Consider the following 25211-nt stretch of genomic DNA (forward strand, 5'->3'; position numbering starts at 1 on the left):
CTTAAAAGAATGAATGTTCCCGTCTTCGGTATTCTATAAAGAAAAAAAATATTAGCTTTACGCCACGCAAACTTCAAAACAAATGAATATTCACGAATATCAAGGCAAAGCAATACTGAAGAGCTTCGGTGTCAGAGTTCAGGAAGGTATCGTTGCTGATACCCCCGAGCACGCAGTTGAAGCGGCTAAGAAGCTGAAAGAAGATTTTAACTCTGACTGGGTAGTAATTAAAGCTCAGATTCATGCAGGTGGCCGTGGTAAAGGCGGTGGTGTAAAGCTGGCGAAGAACCTTGAAGAGGTAAAAGAAAGGGCAGAGCAGATCATCGGTATGCAACTGGTAACCCCTCAAACTGGTCCAGAAGGTAAGAAAGTAAATAAAGTTCTCGTTGCTCAGGATGTTTACTATCCGGGAGAGACTGAACCAAAAGAATACTACATCAGTGTGTTGCTTGACCGTGCAAAAGGACGCAACATCATCATGTACTCTACAGAAGGCGGAATGGATATTGAGCACGTAGCTGAAACCACTCCTCACCTCATTTTCAAAGAAGAAATCGATCCGCAGTTAGGTCTTCGCCCGTTTCAGGCAAGCCGTATCGCATATAACCTGGGGTTAAGCGGTGCAGCGATGAAAGAAATGACCAAGTTCGTTACTGCGCTTTACAAAGCGTACGAAGAAACTGATTCGGCAATGTTTGAAATCAACCCGGTTCTTAAAACGTCCGACAACAAGATCCTTGCTGTTGATGCTAAAGTGAACCTGGACGATAACGGTTTATTCCGTCACAAGGAGTATGCTGAACTTCGCGACGAGTCTGAAGAAGATCCGATGGAAGTGGAAGCAAGCAAATCAAACCTGAACTTCGTAAAGCTTGACGGAAACGTGGGTTGTATGGTTAACGGTGCAGGTCTTGCCATGGCAACCATGGATATCATTAAACTTGCGGGTGGTGAGCCGGCTAACTTCCTTGACGTAGGTGGAACGGCCAACGCACAAACTGTAAAAGCGGCATTTAATATCATCCTTCAGGATCCTAACGTAAAAGCTATCCTGATCAACATCTTCGGCGGTATCGTACGTTGTGACCGTGTTGCCCAGGGTGTAATCGATGCTTATCAGGAACTTGGAAATATCCGCGTACCGATCATCGTTCGTCTACAGGGAACAAACGCTGAGGAAGCGAAAAAATTAATCGACGAGTCAGGTCTTCAGGTATTCTCAGCAATCCTTTTAAAGGAAGCTGCTGACCTGGTGACTAAAGTATTGGCTGAAGAAGCTTAATTCTTACGGTCTTATAATTTGAAAGGACGGTATCCGACAGGAGCCGTCCTTTTTTTACGTCATATCATCTGGCTAAATATCATCCCGCCTCCCTCTCCTGCCTTCACTTTTGCCATGGAACTTTAGCCATTCAGCCGTAAAAAAGCTCCGATGTTTTCACAAACGCCCCGGAATTTATTAAATTAGGTCGCGATCACACACAATTTTACTGAATGGGACATTTACCAAAACTTATAGAGGACTTAGCATTAATCTTAATCGTCGCGGCCTTCGTGACCATACTTTTTAAAAGCATTAAGCAACCTCTGGTTTTAGGTTATATCATAGCAGGTCTGGTAGTCGGCCCCTACCTCTCATTAACCCCCAGCGTAGCGGATACCGAAAATGTGAAAACCTTCGCAGACATAGGCGTTATATTCCTGCTATTCAGTCTGGGTCTTGAGTTCAGCTTTAAGAAGCTCGTCCGGGTGGGAGGCTCGGCATCCATCACCGCCTTTGTCGAAATTATCTTCATCACACTGGCCGGATACTTCCTCGGTCAATGGATGGGCTGGTCGACCATGGACAGTCTCTTCCTCGGAGGTATGCTGGCGAGCTCCTCTACTACGATCATTATCAAAGCCTTTGATGAGCTCGGGGTCAAAACCAAGCAGTACGCACGGATCGTCTTCGGGGTCCTCGTCGTGGAAGACATCGTGGTCATCCTCCTGATGGTATTACTATCCACCGTAGCCGTAACGAAGCAGTTCGAAGGAACGGAAATGCTGTTCACCGTCGGAAAACTCTTCTTCTTTCTTATCCTATGGTTCCTTGCCGGAATTTTCCTGATCCCGACCTTACTCCGAAAAGCCAAGAGCGTCCTTGACGATGAGACACTGCTGATACTATCTATCGGCCTCTGCCTGGGTATGGTGGTTGTCGCTACCCAGGTTGGTTTCTCAGCAGAACTGGGTGCTTTCATTATGGGCTCCATCCTCGCAGAAACCACTTCAGCAGAGAAAGTCGAACACATCACCTTACCTATAAAGAACTTCTTCGGCGCTATATTCTTTGTATCGGTAGGTATGCTGATTGATCCCGTCACCATTATGGAGCATGGCTGGACGGTCGTCATTGTTACCTTGCTAACCCTGTTCGGAAAGCTGTTCAGCACTACCCTGGGAGCACTATTATCCGGACAGCCATTAAAACAATCCGTGCAAGTGGGTATGAGTATGGCGCAGATCGGGGAGTTCGCGTTTATCGTAGCTACCCTGGGTCTGTCACTCGGTGTAATCAGCGATTTCCTTTTCCCCGTTGCCGTTGGTGCATCTGCGATCACCACCTTCACCACACCTTACATGATTAAGTACTCGGAGCCATTCTATAACTTCCTTCAGCGCACCCTGCCTGAGAAATGGGTAACGACCCTGAACACCTATTCTACCAGCACCCAGAATATTCAGGCAGAGAATGAATGGAAGGTGGTTTTAAAAGCATACTCAAGCATTGCCTTTACCAACGGCATTATCCTTCTTGCATTAATGTTGCTGTCAATCAATTTTCTTGTTCCCTTCCTTGATCAGGCCATCGCCAACGATATCACAAGAAGCGTCATAGCCTTGGTGGTTTCATTTGGTATTGCCACGCCATTTCTCTGGGCACTAATGGCCAAGAGGCCGCATAATATGGCTTATAAAGAGCTTTGGCTGAACAAGAGATATAACCGGGGTCCTCTTCTGGTATTGGAATTCGTGCGAATTGTAGTGGGGATACTCCTGATCGGTTTCTGGGTCAACAAACTATTCCCGACGGCGATCGCCCTGATGGTTGCTATCCCTGTAGTTTCCACTATCCTGATCCTCTTTTCCCAGCGGATCCAGAAATTCCATCAGCGCCTGGAAGGCAGGTTCCTCTCCAACCTGAATGCGAGGGACATCGCTGAAGCCGATGTCATCTCCCAAAAGGAGAACATCCTTCACCGCGAATTCAACCCCGATGCCGCCTCGCTCTCACCCTGGGATGCCCACATGGTTGACCTGGAAGTAAGTCAGCATGCCGAATACATCGGAAAAACGCTTGACGAACTATCCTGGCGCGAACAATACGGTATCAACATCGCCTATATCAAGCGTGGCGACCGACTCATCTATGCTCCCGGCCGTTTCAACAAGCTTTTACCCTTTGACCAGGTCGGCATTATTGCCACCGACGAGCAGATGCAAGCCTTTAAGCCGGTATTCGACGCCAAAGAACAAGCGGAGTTCTCTGACCAGGCAGTAGAAAATATCGTTGTCCAGAAGATCGTCGTCGACGAGCATAACAAACTCAAAGGCCTCACCGTCCGCAACTCCGGCATCAGAGAACGCACAAACGGCCTGGTTGTAGGCATAGAGCGAAACAACGAACGCATGCTCAACCCCAACTCCACTACTGTATTCGAATGGGGTGATATCGTCTGGATCGTAGGTGAAAAGAAGAAAATTCAGTTGCTGAATACGAGCGGGTAAGCATAGAACTAACTTATTTAGTATCTATCTAATAAATATGTATCTTTGATAAGCCAATATGTTTGAATTCATCACCGATAAAGACAAAGCAGTTCATGCTGCACTTTATGTCCTGCAGCAGGTCGGTATCTCGGATTACCATAAAGTCTTCAAAATTCTATATTTTGCAGAACAACTTCATCTGAAGTCCTATGGAAGACCACTGACCGGTGATTCTTACCAAGCGATGCGGTTTGGTCCAGTTCCATCATTTCTTTATGACGTTTTTAAAGCAGCAGAAAAAGGCAACTCACCATTTGATGAGGCAACAGCAAGAAGCGGCGCGTTTAAGGTATCCAGGCAAGGTAATACGCCGATGGTTACCGGCGTCATAGAGCCCGATATGGACGAACTCTCTGAATCCGACCTGGAAGTACTAACGATCTCAGTAGCTGAAAACGGCAAGTTGAAATTTAAGGAACTCGTAGAGAAATCTCATGATACCGCCTGGGATAAAGCTGAAAAGAACGAGGACATTGAAATGTCTTACCTCGATATGGCGCGAGCAGCAGGCGCTTCCGAAGAAATGCTATCCTACATCAGTATGCAGTCTGAAAACTCTTCGTCCAGACTGACATGAGTTCTCTTGCCGATAGCTTAGGAGATGAGGAACATGCGCGATTCGCATTAGATAAGTTAGTGATTGGAACGGTTATACGGACCTATGTTTTAGACACCCATCCACCCAAAGAAAAACGACTGATTATCGTGGGCGAATCTTATGATCATATTTCTGTCGTCACCGTATATATCAATAGCAAATTGAATATCAATGTATTCCCAACTAAAGAATTGCAAGATCTTAACCCGGAATTCATTCAGGAAGGGCGCAGTTACCTTGATCACAATTCCCACGTGGATTGTTCCAGCCTGCACGTTTTGAAGAAAGCTTTTCTAGCAGGTATTATCGGCGTCTCTCCGGACCGGAATCTTGGAAATGTTTCTGAACAGGATATGAAACAGATCAGGAGTCTTATTAAATCCGCCAGAACCATCAAACCAAGTTTGAAAAAACGTACGGATTATTCTTATAAGCGCAATTGTTGAATTCTGCTTTGTCCTGCAATGTCCCCCTCCGTCTCCCAACTTCCGGCGTTTGCCGCCCGTCATACAAAGAATTACTACTCCCGCTCCAGAAACAGCGGAACAATATGCCTGTCATGCAAATTCCCGGTTACATGGGGTGCGACTATATCTTTATACTTTCTCAAAGCCGCATAATAACGATCCCCATTCTCACCAGCAACCTTATAAGCCACATGCAGCAACTGCCTGAGGTCAGGATTAAAATCCGGATGCTGCTGATCATGGCGAATGGTGTTGGCTAATTTCTCAGCGCTCCATGAATTCACTTCTTCAGCGCTCGGTAACCTATCGCGTTGCACATCAATAACAGCAGCATACGGTCCGCACAGTTCGTCAAATCGACCCAGGGCACTGCTATAGATATCTTTCACCAATTCAAGAGCCTCATTGCCCGCTTCCGAAAGCCCAATAACTTCTTCAAGCCAGGTTGTTCCGGCCGTTTTCAGATGTATACCCGCATCATGCTTTTTTATCAACCGGTTAATTGGCTGGTAAATAGAGAATTTGTCGCTTCCCGAGTGTACACTCAGCTTTAAGTTATCCGGTAAACCGAATTCCTTTATCGCATATTTGATCACGAGAATATCTTCTTCAAACTCCTTAGCAAACTGCTGCAAATCTCCCACGTAGTCAACTCCCTTATTAAACCGGCCGCTGAACTTAGGAGCAATGGTTTGCGCTTTCACATGATAGTCCGCCAGGGCACTCAGAATAAAAAACAGCTCTACAGGAGTTTGAGGATCATTCACTTCGTCCATGGACACTTCCGCGATGAAATTATCTTTGCCTTTCGCTTTTGCTATATGCGCATAAAGCTTACCAGCTTCCATGGCCGCAAGCAAAAACTTGCCGGCTATATCACGCAAAGTCTCTTCTGTTACGATCAATCGCTCACTTATCCCGGGAATGGATATCTCTCCTATGTATTTTCGGCGTCGATCGATAAAATCCTGCATGAGCTCTTCAGGAGCATGCTTCCCAATGTAATTAGCAACATCCATGGTGAAGAAATCAGACGATTCGATAAAAGCGTCTACAGTATCCATGGTGATATGATCGGCGTCTACGCGATAAGGCCCGGTCCAACCCAAAGCTTTTACCGCCGCATCGGCCTCCGCTCGCAACTCCGGAGGAGAGGTGTTTACCGTCTTGTGTTCCCGATACGATTTATTCCAGACAGGTGTGATGGCCACTCCCCTATCCTTAGCTTTCAAAACTGCTTTCAACTGTGCTTCGCCCTGCTGCGCAAAACGATCGCCCATACCGAAGGAGTACTTTTCTAACTTCATGTAAACACAACAACCTATAAGCTAAAAGGTTATTACTATTCTTCTACTAGCGTTCAAAGGCCAGCTAACACGAGACTCATATTTAACCAAGGAGTTAATAGACGCTCAGTTTATTCTCTCTAACAGAATGTTAGTTTTCAATGGGTACTCTTTTTTCATTCTTTGCAGTTCTCTTTTCCCATCTCCAAGAATAAATAGGGCGGTAGTGCTCGATTTCTTAATAAATTCAAGCTCTGTAATGGATTGGTCAGGATTTATGACACTAAACACTATAGTATTAGCATCACGTGCTATACCTGACAGTGGAAAAGATTCAAGCGTATTCAACACTTCTTTCCCATCCTTCAGATACTGATAACCACCTACAAGGATATCCGCTTCCATAGCTTTTGTTGTCGATCCTATATTGACTCTCTTCTTATGAATTACCATTTTTATACTTGTTGCTCCGCGCTTCCACATCCATGATCCAACAAAAAAATCAAGAGCGCTGTCAGTCACTAGCACACTTCCGTCAGAGAACGTTTCCATTCTCTGCGTTTCCTGACCCAGCAAATTATTTGCAAGGAGTAAACCAATTAAAATTAGTTTAATTTTCATCGCTGATAACGCTTTGTATGGATTAAGTTTAGCCTGCAAGCGAAAATATATTCTCCATCAACATCCATTTCTCCCCCGGCTTCGCACCCGGCAAAGCTTGCTGGTATCTCCACATCAGCTCCTCCCATTCCTGCACCCTAACATTTGCAGCATCCATTTCCGCTTTACGTTCAAAGCTGAAAGAATCATCCGTCTCCATGATCATGCACAAACGGTTGCCAAGGAGGTAGATCTCCAGTCCGGATACACCCGACTGCAGAAGACTGTCTTTCACCTCATCCCATACTTCCCTATGCCATCGCACATATTCGTCCACAAGCTTAGGATCATCTTTAAGATCCAGCGTCATACAATATCTCGTCATCTCTCTGGTAATAAATTTATAATCGGTGCTCCCCTTTCAGGCGGAACAAAAGTTGTGCTTCAAAGAGCGATTCTGGCTTGACCATCTTTCCCTGCATCTGGTTTGTTCCCGTATTTTCGAAAGTCACACTACGGTCTGACTGAAACCCTACTAAAATAGGTTCTGCAATGGTGAAATTGCGCCGCCTGCCCGGATCCCAGAAATTATAATGCTGATCCTTTTCAGAACTGTGCTGAAAATTCCACAAGACGAGCTGTTTACCGTGATGTGGATAACCCGGCTCTGGTCCCCCGAGATTAAAAAATACGCCACCTTTTATCTGGTCATATAAGGTAGCCAGGGGCTGTCCCGAATGTATATCTATATTCTGATCGGTGCCCAATGTACATTGTGTGATCACCGTACCCGAAGCACTGTATCCGGTACCTGCGCCATGATGCTGCGCATTATTGAAATTGCAATTCTTGATAAGCACACCATATCCGGTTCTGGCATGTACGGACGCATGGGCCTTTTTGCCTGTAAAGTCGACATCGAGAACACTTACCTGATAGCCACTTCTAATGTACAACGCTTCGTTCCAGTCGTTAAAGACACAGTTTCTCACCCAGCTGTTCTTCACATTCTCCATGCCTATAGCTTCCCAGGCATAATCATGTATAGCGTTCTTATGATGAACAAATGCTTCCGGATAAGTCTTCCAGTTACTGCTGAAGAGAATGTCTTCAACCCCACATTCTTCTATGGAGGAATATGTCCGTAGCTCAAAGGGTTTGCTGCTGACTATTTTCAGATCAAAATGAATAGGGTTCTTAAATTTCACGCGCTTGCCCTCAATTCTTTCAATGGTGTGAATTTCATGGATCAGCATACCTCCATTCGGACCGAATAACCTTGTCCACTGGGCTTTAAGTTGAAGAGGCGCGAAATACGCTTTCGTAGACTCTTCACTCCTGTGATAAATCACTACATCCTGCCCTGCTTTCAAGGATGATGCATCAGCCACTTCAACCCAAAAACTCTCACGACTAGCATTCCCGGTAATGGTTGTCAGCCGCCTGGAATTTGTAGAAGATGGCTTGAACTGGATTTGCCTGCCATGGATCCGCATTTTGTCCTGAAATATTTCCGTACCTCCGGCCCCGCTTCCACTTCCTTTCAATACGATGTTGCTTTTCGAGATACGGATATACTTTGTACTATCATGATCCGCCGCCAGCAGGTATTTTCCAGGAGGAAAAAACACGACGCCCCCCGAGGGGTTCTTCTCCGCAGCATACACAGCCCGTTGGATCCCTTCATCGTCATACTGTGCATCATCCGGCTTCGCTCCATAATCGACCACATTAAACCGGGGTTTCTTCAATTGATCCGGGATGGACCGTTCTGAAAAGTGGTAGCCGGCATAAGAAAAATCGGGCAGAATTGGTGTCGCTCCGGTCTTTTTAGCTTTGATAAAATCTTCCCACAAGGGGGCTACCTGCTGCGCAAAAACCGGAAAGGTCAGCACCAGAAATAAACAAGATATTGAACTGATCTTCTTCATCATATCATTTAATACAGATAATTAAATTAGTCCAGCTCGCCGGTCTTCATTTGACTTGCCGGTGCTGTTGTGATATTCTCTATATAACCTTCGACCTCCAATCTGATAACGGGTGCGACAGCTAATGCCTGCTTACCGGAAACGCTCACATAAATATTTCCATCTGCCGCCGTCGTACTCACCTTCAGCGGACTCCCCAAAACAGTTGCTGATACAACCTTGTTTGTCAGCCGCGGCAACATAAGCGTTTCTCCTCTGGGCCATTCAAACACGGTAAGATATAAAACAGTATTCTTGCCACTATCTTTCCGGGTAATACAGCCCCAATTCACCGCCTGCAGCGGATTTCTTTTTGTAGCATAGATCGCTTCACCGTTTATTTTCATCCAGGCACCCATTGCCTGCAGCCTCTCTACGCTTTCCTGCGGAAAAGAGCCGTCGGGCTTCGGTCCGACATTCAAGAGATAATTGCCGCCCTTGGAGGCAGACTCCACTAAATTGCGGACAAGCGCTTCCGCGGATTTCCAACTGGTGTCCGTTTTCCTGTATCCCCAGGTCCGGTTCATCGTCATGCACGTTTCCCAGTCCTTTCCGTCAAGCTCAGCCTGACTCGGTATTTTTTGTTCCGGCGTTCTGGTATCCCCAGGGAAGTTCGGTCGTTTTAAACGGTCGTTGGTGATAATCTGAGGTTGTAATTTGAGAACCTCTGTCAATTTCATGGCAGCATCATCAGTCATACGTGTAGGAGTATCCCACCAGAGAACAGCGATCTCGCCATAATTGGTCATCAGCTCGCGCAGCTGCGGTACGGCAACCTGATCGATATATTGATCAAAGGTTTTTGTTTCCTGCACCAGATCCCAATGTCCCAGATGATCTCTTGTATAGTTGTCAATTTTTGTACTATCCGGATTTGACCAGCCCTCTCGCATTTCTTTCCTGGCTGCAGAACCACCGGGATTTACCCAATCCTGCGCCTGAGAGTAATAAAGGCCCAGTTTCATCCCATGCCTTTTACAGGCTTCGGCTAGGGGCTTCAGCAAGTCCTTCCCATAAGGCGTCGCGTCTGTAATATCCCAGTCCGATGCCTTGGAATCAAACAGCGCAAAGCCATCATGATGCTTAGCCGTGATGACGATGTACTTCATACCTGCCTCTTTAGCCGTCTTGACCCACTCATTCGCATCAAATTTTACAGGATTGAACTGCCGCGCTATCGACCGGTATTCCTGCACCGGAACCTTCATTCTATTCATGATCCATTCCGCACCGCCCTTGGCCTGCTGGTGCCCGCGGTATTCCCCTGCCATCTGCGCATAAACGCCAAAATGGATGAACATCCCAAAACGGGCTTCTCTCCACCATTTCATACGTTCTTCTTTGGACAAATCTGGTTGAGCATAGAGTGAGGAGGTTGCAAATGCAGCCATCAAGAGAAGGAGTCCGGCTTTCTTAAACATTTTTTAAAAGATAACATTGGTTGACTACTGGCATTTCAGGGGGATTTAAGTGAATGGATGGATTTAATAACATCCATTCATTTAGTACAGAATCTAATTTTTGTGTCTCGGTAAGCTTGTGCAAATAAATAAAATCCCATAGCTAAACCGCTTATACTATTGGCTAACTTATCTGCTAAATTGGCCTCCCTGAATGATGTTCTCGCCGCGGTACATGCGGTAGACGGCGGAACCTGCTGTTCTGCTTATTTTTCCTTTGTTGTCAATGCTTGCCATTGAAGGTCACCCGCTCTTGTAATTGCCCCTGTTTCAGCAGTGTTCAAGCCCACATGAGTCCGACTTACAACACAATAAGTCGGACTCATATGGGCTGCAAGGCGCCTGCTATACGCCTGCATAGAAAAGGCGCTTAAGCTACATTGTATCAGAGTGATCATTCCAGACGAAACTTTACTCGTTCCAGACGGGGCTTTAGAACTCTTTGGCAAAGAAATAACGTATTGATTTTGTTTCTTTTTATAGATTTGTACCATATGAAGCGCACAAAAATCAAAGACCTCTTAAATACGACTGACTTTGGGCAGGAGATTAATGTTCAAGGCTGGGTAAGAACGTTCAGAAACAATCAATTCATTGCTATTAATGACGGATCTTCAATCAACAATTTACAAGCTGTTGTAGACTTCACGAATACCGATGAGGCCATTTTGAAACGCATCACTACCGGCGCTGCTATTTCGGTGACGGGAGATTTAGTTGAATCTTTGGGTAAAGGTCAGCGCGTAGAATTAAAAGTTACGAAACTGGAGATCCTGGGCGACAGCGATCCCGAAAAATATCCATTACAACCGAAGAAACATAGCCTGGAGTTTCTGCGTGAAATCGCACACCTGCGTTTCCGAACCACCACTTTCAATGCGATCTTCAAGGTAAGACATGCCCTTGCATTCGCAGTACACCAGTTCTTCCATGAGAAGGGCTTCGTCTACATGCACACCCCTATCATCACCGGATCTGACGCGGAAGGCGCAGGCGAAATGTTCAGGGTTTCTACAATTGATTTTGATAACATACCGCGCAATGAAGACGGTACTGTCAACTATAAAGAAGACTTTTTCGGAAAGTCTACAAACCTGACGGTATCCGGACAGCTCGAAGGAGAACTTGCAGCCATGGCTTTTGGTGAAATTTACACTTTCGGACCTACTTTCCGTGCGGAGAACTCCAATACAACACGCCATCTGGCCGAGTTCTGGATGATCGAACCGGAAATGGCCTTCTTCGATATCCACGACAATATGGACCTGGCCGAAGAACTGCTGAAATATGTTATTCGGTACGCGCTTGACCATTGCGGTGAGGAGCTTGAATTCCTGAAAGGCCGTCTGCTGGAAGAAGAAAAGCAGAAACCACAAGCAGAACGTTCTGATATGGACTTGCTGTCTAAACTGCAGTTCTGCCTCGAGAACAGTTTCGAGCGCATCACCTACACGGAAGCCATTCAGATTCTGAAAAGCTCCAAGCCAAATCAGAAGAAACAATTCAAGTATCTGATAGACGAGTGGGGAGCAGACCTGCAATCAGAACATGAGCGCTACCTGGTGGAGAAGCACTTCAAAAAACCGGTGATCCTTACAGACTACCCTGCTGATATCAAATCGTTCTACATGCGTCAGAACGAACCTGATGAGCTGGGCAGAAATACGGTAGCAGCGATGGACATTCTTTTTCCTGGAATCGGTGAGATTGTGGGTGGCTCTCAGCGTGAGGAGCGCCTGGAGAAACTGGAGAAACGCATGCATGACATGCACATTCCGGTTGAAGAGATGTCGTGGTTCCTGGATACCAGAAGATTTGGTTCAGCCCCACATGCCGGCTTCGGGTTGGGCTTTGAGCGCCTGGTCTTGTTCGTAACAGGGATGACCAATATTAGGGATGTCATTGCCTTCCCGCGCACGCCGAATAATGCTGAATTTTAATATCTGACAACATTTCGAAAAGGCCTGGGTTTATATGATCCAGGCCTTTTTAATAAATATAAAGTTATGCTGATACGTATTTATCCCGAAAACCCAAATCCTAAAGCTATTGAACAAGTCGTTGACGTACTTAGGAACGGCGGAATAATCATCTACCCAACCGACACGATTTACGGGCTGGGCTGTGATATCACCAATCATAAGGCGATCGAAAAGATCTGCCAGATACGGGGGATAAAGCCGGAGAAAGCTAACTTCTCGTTCATTTGTCACGACCTGCAAAACATTTCTGAATATGTTAAGCCGATCGATACATCGGTATTCCGACTGATCAAGAAGGCGCTTCCGGGCCCCTTCACCTTTATCTTTAACGCATCGAATAATGTCCCAAAGCTACTAAGCTCCAAGAAAAAGACGGTAGGTATTCGTGTCCCGGACAATTCCATCGCTATGGAGATCGTAAGACAGCTTGGCAATCCCATTTTATCTACTTCTATCAGGGACGATGACGATATTCTGGAATACTCCACAGATCCAGAACTTATCCATGAGAAGTTTGAAGACAAAGTCGATATCGTGATTGACGGAGGATACGGAGGAAATATAGCATCAACAGTTGTGGACTGTACAACAGGCGAGTTTACAGTGCTGAGGGAAGGCAAGGGTAAGCTGGAAGATTACGTCTGATTACACAGGGGGTCATAAAGCAGATTTTTGTATTTTCGCAGCATGACGCGTAAAATCAACCTCAAAGTATTTAAAGACTTTCTTAGGTCAGGACAAATCGGCGGAATACTTCTACTTGTTTCTGTTGTGATATCGTTGAGTATCGCCAACAGTCCGCTTTACGAATCCTTTGCGAGCATTCTTCATCATCAGTTTGGCTTCGTTCTAGGAAGCTTTAACCTGAGATATTCAACCGAGATATGGATCAACGACGGCCTTATGGCCATCTTTTTCCTGCTGGTGGGATTGGAAATCAAGAGAGAGATTGTAGAGGGTGAGCTATCCTCTATTAAGCAGGCCGCCATGCCCGTTTTCGCGGCGATAGGCGGGATGCTTGTTCCGGCGGCGATCTATGCCGTGTTCAACCAGGGCACGGAAACGGCTGGCGGTTGGGGAATACCCATGGCTACAGACATCGCCTTCGCCCTGGCGATTATATCGATGTTAGGCGATAAAGTCCCCTCCTCTTTAAAGATTTTCCTCGCTGCCCTTGCGATCGTAGATGACCTCGGTGCTATCATCGTCATCGCCATATTTTATACGAACGAACTGCATACTGATCAGCTACTATACTCCGCCGGTATTATGGCGCTTCTGGTAGCTTTCAATAAATTCGGAGTAAAAAACCTGGCATTCTATCTTATTCCTGGCATTTTCTTATGGTATTTTGTTCATCATTCTGGGATACATGCCACTATAGCAGGCGTATTGCTCGCCTTTACCATTCCTACTAATGAAAGCGATGTAGAATCGCCCCTGGAAAAGCTGGAACACAGTTTGACCAAGCCTGTGAATTTTCTCATTATGCCCATCTTTGCATTAGCCAACACCCTTATTCCCTTCGAAAGCGGAATGGTTGAAGGGCTGGCAAGCTCCCTGGGACTGGGTATTATTTTCGGGTTGATTGTGGGCAAGACCCTGGGAATTTTCGCATTCTCCTGGCTATCTGTAAAGCTGAAATGGTCAGGACTTCCATCGGGAGCACGCTGGGCACACATTGCGGGTGTCGGACTTCTCGGAGGAATCGGCTTTACCATGTCGATTTTCATTGCGCTTCTGTCTTTCGACGATGTATTCTTACAGTCTGAAGCTAAGTTTTCCATCCTGATCGCATCTATACTAGCTGGAACTCTAGGCTTTATATATCTAAAGAGCCTAAATAAATCAAAAGTTACACCGGGCGACAATAAAGACGAGGCATTTTAGTTTAAAGTAATATAACATGTAGTTTACTTAAATGAAACAGCGTTCACATAACATCGTTGAAGTTATTCTATTTCAGATCCTCCACCTTGACCGCCTTGCCAGGTGGTTTAACAAATAGAGTTTTCACGGGAAATATAAACAGGCAGATTTTAGGTAGATTGTATTTTTTCAATATACGGGGCCGGAAATAAACAATCGGATAATCAAGTTCCTCAGATAGAATCAATTTTGTAATTTTGCAAAGTGATTGCAATAAACAACCTTACCTTCGAGATCGGCTCGAGGGCGTTATATGATGAAGCGAACTGGCACATCAAACCAGGTGACAAAACCGGTTTGATAGGCGCGAATGGTACAGGAAAAACTACCTTACTCAAATTAATAGTCGGCGATGCCAAGCCAACAAGCGGTACTATTTCGATGTCTAAAGACATCAAGATCGGGTATTTAAATCAGGACTTACTTTCCTATCAATCAGACAAAAGCATTCTGCACGTGGCTATGGAAGCCTTCGCGCGGCAGAATCAGTTACATACAGAGATCGAGGAACTTTTGAAAAAGCTGGAGACAGACTATTCAGAAGATATCTTGCATAAATTGAGCGACAAGCAGCATGAATTTGATGCGCTTGACGGATATAATATTGAGTTCAAAGCACATGAAATTCTGGCCGGACTTGGTTTTAGCGAGGAAGATCAGAAACGCCAGCTTGGCGAGTTTTCGGGAGGATGGCGTATGCGTGTTATGCTTGCGAAGATTCTTTTGCAGGCTCCTGACATCTTGTTACTCGATGAGCCTACCAACCACCTTGACCTTCCATCCATCAAATGGCTGGAAACCTATTTACTTGCGTTTGAAGGTGCGATTGTCATCGTATCGCATGACAGGTGGTTTCTAGATAAGGTGGTTAACCGGATCGTAGAATCGCGCAAGGGAAAGTTGACGCCGTATGCCGGAAACTACAGCTTCTATCTGGAGGAAAAAGCGTTACGCGGTGAAATTCAAAAGAACGAATACAAGAATCAGCAGCAGAAGATCAAGCAGGAAGAGCAGCTGATCAATCGTTTCCGTGCGAAAGCCAGTAAGGCGAAGCTTGCACAGTCGCGTATTAAGATGCTGGACAAGATGGAGCGGATTGAAGATGTGGATGATGAAAATCCAAGCGTTAACTTCTCTTTCAGATTCAGCAAGCAGTCGGGCCGCCACGTGATCCGCATAGAAGACGTTAGCAAAGCCTACCCTTCCAACGTTATTCTGGAACATGCGAATGCGGTAATTGAGAAGGGCGATAAAATTGCACTGATCGGAGCAAACGGCCGAGGTAAATCTACATTGCTGCGAATTATCGCCGGCGTGGAGTCGTTTGAAGGCGAAAGCATTACAGGTCACAACGTGACACAGACATTTTTTGCTCAGCACCAGCTGGAGTCTTTGCACCTGGAGAATGCGATTCTCGAGGAGTTGCAGGCCTTTGCGCCTAAGCATACCGATACAGAACTGCGTTCCATTCTGGGAAGCTTCCTGTTCACAGGAGATGATGTTTTTAAAAAGATCAAGGTACTATCGGGAGGAGAAAAATCGCGCGTGGCGCTTGCAAAAGCACTTACTGCTGATGCCAACTTCCTGATTCTCGATGAACCTACGAATCACCTGGACATGGCATCGGTAAATATCCTGATCCAGGCATTGAATCAGTATGAAGGTACCTTTATCGTGGTTTCCCACGACAGGTATTTGCTGGACAACGTAGCAAACAAGATCTGGTTTATCGAAGATCATCAGATTAAGGAATATCCGGGTACTTATGCTGAGTATGAAGAGTGGCAGTCCAAGCGTCCGGTAGTAGAAGCGAAACCTCAAATTGCTGCACCTAAGAAGGAAGAGAAGCCGGTTAAGAAAGCGTCTCCGACAGAGGATAAGAGCAAGCAGATCAAGAAGCTTAACCAGACACTTCAGCAGGTAGAAGATAAAGTTGCTGAGCTGGAAAAGCAGCTCGCAGACGCGGAACTGGTTCTTGGACAGGAAGAGACCTACCAGGATCAGAAGAAGCTGGCGGCGGCAAATCAGCACTACCAATCGGTCAAGACAGAACTTCAGGCCTATCAGGCGGATTGGGAAAGTCTGGCCGAGCAAATCATGGAACTTGAATAATCTATTTAAAATACCATACAAGCAGCCAGGAGCTACGCGTTTCGCGATAGTCCTGGCTGTTTTATTTTACTTCGCTTTTCCGGCATCGGCGCAGGAGGAAGTATTTGTTGACCGTGTGTTCCATTCGGCGATCCGTTCCGTTGAGTTTCATAATGCGGCTAAGGAGCAGTCGCTGCCCCTTATCACTTTGAATTCATCGGATGAGCTATCCTTGCGGTTCGATGACCTGAGGCAGGGAGGCCGCTCCTACGCTTATACGATTGAACACTGTGATATGAACTGGAAAAGCAGCGGGCTCTCTCCTATTGATTATCTGGAGGGATTTACGGAAGACAGGATAAACGACTATACGGTATCTCTGAACACCATGCAAGGATACATGCATTACAGCTTATCGTTGCCTAACCAGGTCATCAAGCCTAAGATTGATGGAAATTATGTACTGAAAGTCTACGAAGAAGGATATCCGGAGAGGATTATGCTGACGCGTCGATTCTACGTCATGAACCCCTCGGTCGTCATTAAACCAGAGGTTATTGCTTCCTCCCAGATAGCCAGAAGGAAAAGCAATCAGAAGATTAACATCACCGTCGAGCATCCGCAGCTGGCCATTCAGAATCCTTATACCGATGTCAGGCTGGTAGTCAGGCAGAATAGTCGCCCGGATGTTGAGCAGATGGTCGATCGTCCGAATCAGATAAGGGCCGGTGTGTTGGTTTACAATGACCTCCGTACGCTGGAATTTAGTGGCTCAAACGAGTTTAGAAAGTTCGATATCCGGACGCTGCGGTTGCAAAGTGAACGGGTTGAGCGGATTTACAAAGATTCGGTTAATACCGTTCAGCTGCTGCCGGACCAGCCTTATACGGCGTCCAATTATTCCTATTCTTTTGATGAGAACGGGGATTTCTTTATCAGGAATCAAGATGGTCGTGAACCGGCAACCGACGGCGACTACGCCTATGTGACGTTCACGCTGGAAGGAGTCCCGCCATCAGGATCGGGCAGTGTATATGTTGTAGGGAAATTTAACGACTACCGGCTGAGCTCAGATAATAAGCTCGTTTACGATGCAGAGCGCTCTCGCTATTACGGCTCTATGTATCTAAAGCAAGGATTGTACGACTATCAATATGTTTGGGCAGAGTCAGATGACCCTAAAAAAACGGATCATACCTTATTCGAAGGCTCATTCTTTGAAACAAAAAACAAATATCAGGCATTCTTATACTATCGGCATCCGGGATCCCGATGGGATCAGTTGATCGGTTTCCAAGAATTCAACAATTAATTTACATACTATATGACAGTTACCTCCAAGCCAGCAAGCCATTCCTTTACAATCATGAATGAGCTTGTTTTTCCAAATGATACCAATCCGCTTCATAACTTGATGGGGGGACGATTACTTCATTTGATGGACATTGCTGCGGCTATCTCGGCTCAGAAGCATTCCAATCATATTGTAGTGACGGCCTCTGTGGATAACGTGTCTTTCAAGCATCCGGTTAAGCTTGGGGATGTGATCACGATTCATGCGAAAGTCACCCGTGCTTTCAGCACCTCTATGGAGATCAGACTAGAGGTATTCTCAGAAAACATCCAGCCAAACAGCAGGATCAAGAGTAACGAAGCCTACTATACGTTTGTAGCGTTAGACGATAATGGCAATCCGGCACGCGTTCCGGAGCTTATTCCCGAAACCGACGAAGAAAAGCAGCTATATGAAACAGCCTTGTCACGGAGGGAGCTTCGTTTGATCCTTGCCAATAAGATGAGGCCGGAGAACGCCACGCAGTTGAAGGCACTGTTCTTCCCTGAAGCGTAGGGGCTCTGCCCTACTCTTCGTTCGCCAATTCGAGGATACGGTCGAACTCTTCCTGCTTCATACCCATTACCGACAATCTTCCTTGTTTAACAAGACCTATGTTCTCCAGGCGAGGATCTTTTTTGATCTGCTCCAGAGTGACCGTCTTTTTAAGCGTCTCTACCGGTGAAAGGTCGACTACGACCCAGTTGGTATCGTCGGTCGTTGGATCCTGATAAAACTCTTTGACCACTTTGGCTATACCGACGACTTCTTTACCCTCGTTGCTGTGGTAGAAAAGCACCAGATCGCCCTCTTTCATGGCTTTCATGTTGTTGCGCGCCTGGTAGTTGCGTACACCGTCCCAGAATGTGCGGCCATCCTGATTGAATTTATCCCAGCTGTATTTAAAAGGTTCGGATTTGACTAACCAATAGTTCATGAATTTTGTGTGTTTAGAGTGAGTAGAGAGTGTTTTTGTCTATCATTTTTAGACCCGGCGACAAAAGAGCCGACAAAACACATTTTATGAAAAGTACAAAGCGCTCCCAGCTTATTCACATTTGGGAAACGTATGAGTTCTATTTGAACATTCCACAAAGCTTTAAAGGAGGTAATAAACCTTTCGTCTTCTTTTATCATTTGAACGACAAAACTAACAAATCTGAGAGGATTCGTAAATATGTCAAGAAGAATGACAGAGATTTGAAGAAAGTAAAGGAGGATGCTAAAAAATTGGTTATCGACATTGTTGAGCGATTAAAAACTGGTTGGAATCCATTAACGGATGATATCGACCAACCTAAGTTGAACCTAACTTCAACCATTGATGATTGCATCAACTACTGGATTGGGAAACGAGAGGAAGCAAATGAAAGAAACAGCATTGGCCCACGTGCATTGAAGAATAATAAGATTTTAATGATGCACTTCAGATGCTATCTTGAGGCAACTTCCAATTTTTTTATTAGACCATCGTTGATCACTAATGTTCTCATAAAAGATTTTCTAGATACGAAGACTTTTGAAAGAAACTGGGGCAAAGTGACCTACAATACGTACTTGGTAGATCTGAAGACGTTCTTCAATTATCTAAAAGATATACGCGTCCTATCTTCCAACCCCTGTGAGAGAGTCGCTAAAAAGAATACCCCAAACGAAGGGGCATTCCGTCAATGCTAAGAAGGCTATTAGCGGCTTCGAACCGAAAATAAAAATTGACCTCAGCGCACTTTAGGCTGATATCAAACAATCAACACCCACTACTTTCTTGCTATACGGTCAATTGTGACATCCAAAAAACACCCACTCGTCAACCTAGAAGCTTCCTCAATAGATCTATCTCCATTCGAACTATGTGAATATGAGGATGAGGGTAACAATCAAAAACGGAAACAGTCGTAGAAAGAACATAAGGTACCACGCTGTTCTATGAGCGAAGTTAAAAGTTTGACCCAATCCAAACCGCTTCTCGATATATAGAGAGGGATCATCTGGGTTGTAGTATATCAATCCCCATTTCCAGTGCTTGCTATTCCCCTTCCGCTTGTTGTCCATATCCTTGAAGTTAACCAATTACCAGAAACAACCGTTCTATTTTCCTTTCCTTTTAAATATAAGCTCACACATCAAAACCTTCGTCCCATTTGTAGCATTTCAATTGCAACATAAATTCACAAAACACGTACAATCCTACCCTTTCTCCTTATTCGCCGCCTTTGAATTGTAAAAGTCTCTTAACTTTCACGAATAAAGATGAAGGTAAAAACGAGCGATATATATGATTAATTAATTAATATAAGCGTTAGCTATAAGTTCTTGTTAGAAAGAAAATTTAGGAAATTTCTCCGGCGATAAGCGTAGGGCGTGACTCTATCTGTTTGTGCAGGGTTCTCCTAGGTACCTCTCCCTTTCAGATAATAGTTACTGTCCTGCGCTTATTGTATTTATAGACCTGCCATGAAGGGACTCTCTGGCAAAAACAGAAAATTATGCCCTATAGTAAATTGCACAAAGAAAACATTGAAACGGCCATCACAAACTTAAATGAGGCCTTTAAAAAGATGTTCCAGCAAGGAACACCCTCAAAGTATTTAATCCAAAGCCTTAGAAGTGACTGCCTTTCAATAACTGACAATATGAACGCAGCTTGTAGTTATCCCTATTCAGAAGACTCCTTAGAAAAACTTATTGTAGAACCATTTACACTTGAGGGGCTAAAACCTTTACCTCTAATTGCAGCGATAGGTTACTGCTTTAATGAACTGATGATAATTGAGAAACGTGACAATATTGAAATTTTCAAAGATCGCCACTACCGAAATAACGCTCTAGAAATAGTAAACGCAATTGAACGTGGCTGATGATCAAATTTGTCCTATTCCTATTATTTGTAGCCTCCCTAAGCTTTCTAATTCACTGCTGGAAACAGCGACATAATGATGGCAGTATCTCGTTTATTGGATCAGCGATCCTGTCTGTTCTATTGTTTACTTTATTAATCTCCATTTAAATTCTTATCATGTACACATTCACTTATTACTACGACCGATACGAAAGCTATTTTGTGAAGAAAAATGGCATCACGAAATTTCAAAAGATTGAAGAAAAAATTCATTCTTCCCAAAGTCTAGCCAAGCTACATGACGCATCCATCAAAAACAATGAAGCACCTACTCAGGCAGACTTTGGAGCAGTAATTAATCAAATAGGCTACTTTATATTTGCTGGAGGTGAGACAATTGCGATGGCTCAACTTATAGCAATAAAGGATTGGGATGAAAAAATCAATAGTGTTTATGGCTTATGTAGCGAATCGGGGCTACTTCATAAAGCAGAATCAGTTTTAAATCGTTGGAAAATATCTGTAACTAACCTGTAAAGGCTGGAGGTTATACAAGTAATATACAAGCCTATTATTTGCCTGTATTCCAACTCCAAGCCTCAGTTCGCGGCTTAGCGAGGGATAAGCTGACGTTTGGTCTTCCAGTTCCTTAAGCAAATGAGTCGTTTTCTTTAGAGCTGATATGTCTGATTCGCAACTTTTTTAATTTCACCGCAACACTTAGGTAGTATCAGTATCTTACTTTTAGAAGGTCAATTTTCTATTCGGATATCGTTAAAGTCCACTACCTAATAAACCCTAACCAGCTAGATTGGGACTATTTGGCTAAAGATAATTTTATGAAACGTATTTTATTCCTGACACTATCAGCAGTGGTGCTTCTAACTGCATGTTCAAAAGACGAAGATGCAAAGAAAGACGATTCTGTAACTATCAACGGGGATTCTTATCCTACGGCAAAAATAGGATCCCAAACCTGGACCACTGTAAATTACAACGGACCGGGCGGAACTAATTACAATAATGGAAACAACGATCCGAGCTTAGGCAAGCTATATTCGTTTGTGGATGCCAGAACTCTTTCAGGATTGCCTACAGGCTGGAGAGTTCCGACTGAGGTTGATGTCGCTAAACTAATAGAACACATCGGCTCTGAAACAGATGGTCGTGGAAAGAAGTTTCTTAATGAAGTGAACAGTAAGAAACTTACGGCCACATCCGGATGGGAACCCGCAGGCTTAAACGGATCAAATTCTACCGGCCTAAATATACGACCTACAGGATACTATTTTAGCGCGACTACCGCAAACTTCGAATCAAAGGGAACAAATGGATCATTGTGGACAATATCTAAAGATCAGCTTGGTCAAGCTTTGTTTTTGGAAGTATCATACAGTATGTGGGAGGAACCAAGTAACACAATTTCTCTCCGGGGATCATTAGTGGGTACGACATTGACTGGAGAAACAAACGACTCATTTGTAGAAAAGAGACCCATACGGTTCGTGAAAGACAATTAAAACACTTATCAAACGAAGGTGCTATAAGCGTCTCTTGTTTAATAACGTGGAGCCTACATGTGCCTGAATTAACAATGTAATCATCCCTAATCTCAGACTTACCCTCAATTCGCGGCTTAGCGAGGGATAAGCTGAGGTTTGGTCTTTAATTTTCTGCTAGACCAGAAGGGGCTGCTTTCTAATAAGTTTCTGCCCCATCTCTCCTATCGCACAACCCAAGACAGGAAATATGGCATTCCGAATTCCTAAGCTCTGCATAAAGATCGCCAGATATCATTCCGTTTATCAGTTCTTCGAACACATTAAACTCCATTTGCGCCAACCTGAATTTGAGTAGGACTTCTTTCCTTTAAATATAGACGCTTAAACGAAGTCCTTTTCAAAATTGCCCCACGCTAGCAATCTGTCATTCTTTATGCTTTGCGCAAAGTCATTCTCCATAAAAGCTTTCTCTGGATTTGAATCACTCGTTCCTCATTCATTCAAACCCAAGCGCTTTTCTTGTTAGGCTCACCTGCTGGTCGCTTCAGGCTGCGTAATAGTCACAGCTTTTCATAAGGCTATCGCACAGGCTCATCGTCAAAAGCAGCGCCAATTCCTTGTGTAAGACATACTTTGAAGCCGTACTGCGTACTCTCTCTTCAAAGACCTTTGCTCCATTCGCAGACGGTATCGCGATTGAGAATCTATTCGTTATATACGAATGCTGTCTTACTATCAAGAAATCATCTAATTACTTCGTATAAAGCTCGTCACTTAGCAAGAGACAATGTTAAGGAAATGGTATACCTTTAACATTTTAAATGGATAAACTCTAAGAGAAGCTCTCAAAACCTAATACCTTAATAACTAAATTGCTAGCTTCCGACTTTTAAACCTCATCAGCCCTTGACTATGGACAAATTCCAGATTCTTAAAATTACAACGATCACACTAACAGCATTCTTTTTCACATCATGTAAAAACGAACTTAATGTTAGCATATCCAAACCACTACCGGTACAAGTGATAACAAATGAGGCTAAAAAAGACACTTTGATGTTGAAAACATATCAGAAGGTAAGATTTTTAGTGGACAGTGTTTATCAACCGTCAAAAGACCTTTCTGAATATTCCGATCTGACATATTCACGGTTCTATGATTTGGAAAAAGGCCTCAAAGCTGAGAGAGAAAGGTTAAAAAACGATCCTTCAATTATCCAGTCTTGGAACAAAAAATATAAAAGATATTTAACAAAGTTCACTCAGGATTCTATTCATTATACAAAATACATGACTGAAAATCACTATTCAAATTTCGTCGATTTCGAGCTATTGAAGATTTTTGAAAGGACGATTTGGGTTTCTAATAATACCTACGCCGAGGTCTTAATTAAGCCAAAGAATGGTAATGGGATAAGAAAGGTAGTAGGCTCCGTGTTAATTATGCCTAAAAGCGAAGAAAATAACGAATCTGAAACACTGGATATCTACAAGTACCCACAGGCTTACATTTCATACAACGGATACACGAAAACAAATGTAAGGGATGATGCAATGGAAACAACATTTCCTGGAATAACTCCGTTGAGTTCGTTTTTGAATATCCCGATTAAGATCATAGCACAAAAGCACCTTATCAAATTCGAAATTAACGAACTAGTGATTGATCACACATATGTTGATGTTAGCTTTGAAAAGGTCCCTGCAGAAATGAGCATGGTATTTAAATATAAAACCGAGCCTTTTGTAACATATTATATTCAAAAAACTATCAACGAGAAATACATATCCTTGACAAGGTATATAGACGATTTAGCTAAAGCGCAATTCGAAAAAGAGTTTCGTGCAGAATTAGACTTTTACATCCAGGGCTTTAAAAAATACGACGAAAGGCTCCCAGAGTAAAAAAAGTAGCTTCAAACTACTTTGCGGTGCCTCTGCTTATATATCACCTTTCAAACCAACCAATATGAAGAATTATCACGAGGAAATCACACTTATTAGCTACATCGGAATAAAAGGTCTCGTTGGGACGCAACATTATCCGATAAATATCACTATAGAGCAACTTTCGTCCAAATATGATTATTTGTTAGGCAACTACAATTCAAAAGATAATAACGGGAATTGGAGCATATCCCTTTCTTACATAACAAATGGCCTAGTTAAGCAGCCAATATCTGTAAACGGTTGGGTTATTGATAAGATATACGGAACGAGCAACTTCGTTTTCAAAGGCATTAGTTTCGTTATTAAAGATCCTGAGGGTAAAAATAATGAAGAGGCCAAAGTCATTACTAAGACCAAGAAAGGTACTTTTTTTCTATCTGCTTTAATAGTTATAATGTTTTGGAATCGCTAAATGTCGGACTGTCATTTTTTGGTATTTTATCTAAATATAAAAACTGGGAAGAATTTTTAGCTTCAGATGAAAAGGGCGATTTTACAAAGAGTATTTAGTATTAAAATTGAAGCTCCCACCAAAACATTTTCCGATTACTGCTAAAAGTAATCAACATGGAAAAAATAAATATCAAAGTCGCTGAAATCCAGCTTTCGTACAAACCTAAATTTAAGCTCTCTGAGCTACCAATAATCACCCAATCTACCGATGCTTATTTAATGTTGAAAAGTTCCTGGGACGAGATGAAAATAGGCTTTTTAGAGGAGTTCAAAATCATTCTCTTGAACAGAGCCAATAAAGTTTTGGGGATATGCCCGATTTCTCTAGGAGGGATTAGCGGTACTATAGCAGATCCCAAACTGATATCTGCAACAGCACTGAAAGCATCTGCGTCTGGAATCATCCTGGCTCACAATCATCCAAGTGGGAACTTGAAACCGTCGCAAGTGGACATTCAGTTAACCAAAAAGCTGGTTGAAGCGGGAAAGTTTTTAGACTTGGGTATCGTAGATCATCTCATTATTGGGAGCGAGGGATACCTTAGTTTTGCTGATGAGGGGCTGCTGTAGCAGTCCTTCTTAGAATTTCTATATTTGAAATAATTAACGTAGACGAACTACTCTGCTACTATCGTTCTTACACATATCATTTGAGCTATGGGTTAATCCAGCGTAGACAAACAGCCGACAAAACAGCCGACAAAAAGGACCACTTTAGCTATCCCAACGACTTCCTTTCCCTCGTTGCTGTGGTAGAAAAGCACCAGATCGCCTTCTTTCATGGCTTTCATGTTGTTGCGCGCCTGGTAGTTGCGTACACCGTCCCAGAATGTGCGGCCATCCGTAACCGGCCGACCAACTGCATATTGATGTGACTTGCTGAATGAACTTACTTTGCGGAAAAGATAAAGTAATGGATCAAAGAACACGCATGAAAG

At 43.9% G+C, this 25211-nt stretch carries 24 protein-coding genes and 1 pseudogene; 17 read left to right on the forward strand and 8 right to left on the reverse strand.

Annotation, left to right across the window (positions count from 1 at the left end):
• Positions 1-82 precede the first annotated feature (82 nt).
• From sucC to B0I27_RS09145, 4 genes are all read left to right on the forward strand, one after another.
• Positions 83-1282, forward strand: a complete 1200-nt coding sequence (sucC, locus tag B0I27_RS09130; RefSeq protein ID WP_106292921.1) for an ADP-forming succinate--CoA ligase subunit beta — start codon at positions 83-85, stop codon at positions 1280-1282.
• 212 nt (positions 1283-1494) lie between these two features.
• The gene (locus B0I27_RS09135; RefSeq protein WP_106292922.1) at positions 1495-3771 is read left to right on the forward strand and encodes a monovalent cation:proton antiporter family protein; all 2277 of its coding nucleotides are present in this window, start codon (positions 1495-1497) and stop codon (positions 3769-3771) included.
• Between the two features lie 58 nt (positions 3772-3829).
• Positions 3830-4390, forward strand: coding sequence for a Panacea domain-containing protein (locus B0I27_RS09140; RefSeq protein ID WP_106292923.1), 561 nt, complete (start codon positions 3830-3832; stop codon positions 4388-4390).
• Complete coding sequence (locus B0I27_RS09145) at positions 4387-4857, forward strand: hypothetical protein (protein ID WP_106292924.1); 471 nt, start codon at positions 4387-4389, stop codon at positions 4855-4857. The genes B0I27_RS09140 and B0I27_RS09145 overlap by 4 nt, the downstream gene beginning before the upstream one ends.
• A gap of 74 nt (positions 4858-4931) precedes the next feature.
• Here the strand turns inward: B0I27_RS09145 and B0I27_RS09150 are convergent, their stop codons facing one another.
• The 5 genes from B0I27_RS09150 to B0I27_RS09170 all read right to left on the reverse strand — a co-directional run bounded on the left by B0I27_RS09150 (position 4932) and on the right by B0I27_RS09170 (position 10155).
• Positions 4932-6185, reverse strand: coding sequence for a tagaturonate epimerase family protein (locus B0I27_RS09150; RefSeq protein ID WP_106292925.1), 1254 nt, complete (start codon positions 6183-6185; stop codon positions 4932-4934).
• Positions 6186-6290: 105 nt separating this feature from the next.
• Positions 6291-6785, reverse strand: a complete 495-nt coding sequence (locus tag B0I27_RS09155) for a DUF6705 family protein (RefSeq protein ID WP_146133108.1) — start codon at positions 6783-6785, stop codon at positions 6291-6293.
• A gap of 28 nt (positions 6786-6813) precedes the next feature.
• On the reverse strand, positions 6814-7149 hold the full coding sequence (locus B0I27_RS09160; RefSeq protein WP_106292927.1) for an L-rhamnose mutarotase: 336 nt from the start codon (positions 7147-7149) through the stop codon (positions 6814-6816).
• 16 nt (positions 7150-7165) lie between these two features.
• Positions 7166-8698 (reverse strand): DUF4955 domain-containing protein, encoded by a 1533-nt coding sequence (locus B0I27_RS09165; RefSeq protein ID WP_245925471.1) that lies wholly within the window; start codon positions 8696-8698, stop codon positions 7166-7168.
• Between the two features lie 23 nt (positions 8699-8721).
• Positions 8722-10155 (reverse strand): alpha-L-fucosidase, encoded by a 1434-nt coding sequence (locus B0I27_RS09170; protein WP_106292928.1) that lies wholly within the window; start codon positions 10153-10155, stop codon positions 8722-8724.
• A gap of 533 nt (positions 10156-10688) precedes the next feature.
• Between B0I27_RS09170 and asnS the strand changes: the two genes are divergently transcribed.
• From asnS to B0I27_RS09200, 6 genes are all read left to right on the forward strand, one after another.
• The gene (gene asnS / locus B0I27_RS09175; protein WP_106292929.1) at positions 10689-12134 is read left to right on the forward strand and encodes an asparagine--tRNA ligase; all 1446 of its coding nucleotides are present in this window, start codon (positions 10689-10691) and stop codon (positions 12132-12134) included.
• 66 nt (positions 12135-12200) lie between these two features.
• The gene (locus B0I27_RS09180; protein WP_106292930.1) at positions 12201-12821 is read left to right on the forward strand and encodes an L-threonylcarbamoyladenylate synthase; all 621 of its coding nucleotides are present in this window, start codon (positions 12201-12203) and stop codon (positions 12819-12821) included.
• A gap of 42 nt (positions 12822-12863) precedes the next feature.
• On the forward strand, positions 12864-14066 hold the full coding sequence (nhaA, locus tag B0I27_RS09185) for a Na+/H+ antiporter NhaA (RefSeq protein ID WP_106292931.1): 1203 nt from the start codon (positions 12864-12866) through the stop codon (positions 14064-14066).
• A 243-nt stretch (positions 14067-14309) separates the two neighbouring features.
• Positions 14310-16217: an ABC-F family ATP-binding cassette domain-containing protein gene (locus B0I27_RS09190; protein WP_106292932.1), complete on the forward strand. Its 1908-nt coding sequence runs from the start codon at positions 14310-14312 to the stop codon at positions 16215-16217.
• The gene (locus tag B0I27_RS09195) at positions 16210-17508 is read left to right on the forward strand and encodes a type IX secretion system plug protein (RefSeq protein WP_245925472.1); all 1299 of its coding nucleotides are present in this window, start codon (positions 16210-16212) and stop codon (positions 17506-17508) included. Before B0I27_RS09190 ends, B0I27_RS09195 begins: the two co-directional genes overlap by 8 nt.
• A gap of 12 nt (positions 17509-17520) precedes the next feature.
• Entirely contained in the window at positions 17521-18045 is a 525-nt protein-coding gene (locus B0I27_RS09200) for an acyl-CoA thioesterase (protein WP_106292933.1), read from the forward strand.
• A gap of 10 nt (positions 18046-18055) precedes the next feature.
• On the opposite strand, the gene B0I27_RS09205 is transcribed toward B0I27_RS09200, so the two are convergent.
• The gene (locus B0I27_RS09205) at positions 18056-18466 is read right to left on the reverse strand and encodes an EVE domain-containing protein (RefSeq protein WP_106292934.1); all 411 of its coding nucleotides are present in this window, start codon (positions 18464-18466) and stop codon (positions 18056-18058) included.
• 86 nt (positions 18467-18552) lie between these two features.
• On the opposite strand from B0I27_RS09205, the gene B0I27_RS09210 reads away from it, so the two are divergent.
• Positions 18553-19206 carry a hypothetical protein gene (locus tag B0I27_RS09210; protein WP_146133109.1) on the forward strand — a complete coding sequence of 218 codons (654 nt, stop codon included), beginning with the start codon at positions 18553-18555 and terminating at the stop codon, positions 19204-19206.
• A 171-nt stretch (positions 19207-19377) separates the two neighbouring features.
• On the opposite strand, the gene B0I27_RS17890 is transcribed toward B0I27_RS09210, so the two are convergent.
• On the reverse strand, positions 19378-19581 hold the full coding sequence (locus tag B0I27_RS17890) for a DUF5808 domain-containing protein (RefSeq protein ID WP_219905001.1): 204 nt from the start codon (positions 19579-19581) through the stop codon (positions 19378-19380).
• Between the two features lie 434 nt (positions 19582-20015).
• Between B0I27_RS17890 and B0I27_RS09220 the strand changes: the two genes are divergently transcribed.
• The 6 genes from B0I27_RS09220 (at position 20016) to B0I27_RS09245 (ending at position 24843) form a co-directional block, all read left to right on the forward strand.
• A complete protein-coding gene (locus B0I27_RS09220) occupies positions 20016-20387 on the forward strand; it encodes a hypothetical protein (protein WP_106292937.1) in 372 nt (123 codons plus the stop codon).
• Positions 20388-20545: 158 nt separating this feature from the next.
• The gene (locus B0I27_RS09225) at positions 20546-20905 is read left to right on the forward strand and encodes a hypothetical protein (RefSeq protein WP_106292938.1); all 360 of its coding nucleotides are present in this window, start codon (positions 20546-20548) and stop codon (positions 20903-20905) included.
• A gap of 302 nt (positions 20906-21207) precedes the next feature.
• Entirely contained in the window at positions 21208-21888 is a 681-nt protein-coding gene (locus tag B0I27_RS09230; protein WP_106292939.1) for an FISUMP domain-containing protein, read from the forward strand.
• 894 nt (positions 21889-22782) lie between these two features.
• Entirely contained in the window at positions 22783-23775 is a 993-nt protein-coding gene (locus B0I27_RS09235; RefSeq protein ID WP_106292940.1) for a hypothetical protein, read from the forward strand.
• Between the two features lie 64 nt (positions 23776-23839).
• Positions 23840-24232, forward strand: a complete 393-nt coding sequence (locus tag B0I27_RS09240) for a hypothetical protein (protein WP_106292941.1) — start codon at positions 23840-23842, stop codon at positions 24230-24232.
• A gap of 155 nt (positions 24233-24387) precedes the next feature.
• On the forward strand, positions 24388-24843 hold the full coding sequence (locus tag B0I27_RS09245; protein ID WP_106292942.1) for a JAB domain-containing protein: 456 nt from the start codon (positions 24388-24390) through the stop codon (positions 24841-24843).
• A gap of 137 nt (positions 24844-24980) precedes the next feature.
• On the opposite strand, the pseudogene B0I27_RS17895 reads toward B0I27_RS09245, so the two are convergent.
• Positions 24981-25118: pseudogene (locus B0I27_RS17895) on the reverse strand (EVE domain-containing protein); the annotation flags it as partial.
• Positions 25119-25211 lie beyond the last annotated feature (93 nt).

The organism is Arcticibacter pallidicorallinus, from assembly GCF_003002875.1.
GTDB lineage: Bacteria > Bacteroidota > Bacteroidia > Sphingobacteriales > Sphingobacteriaceae > Arcticibacter > Arcticibacter pallidicorallinus.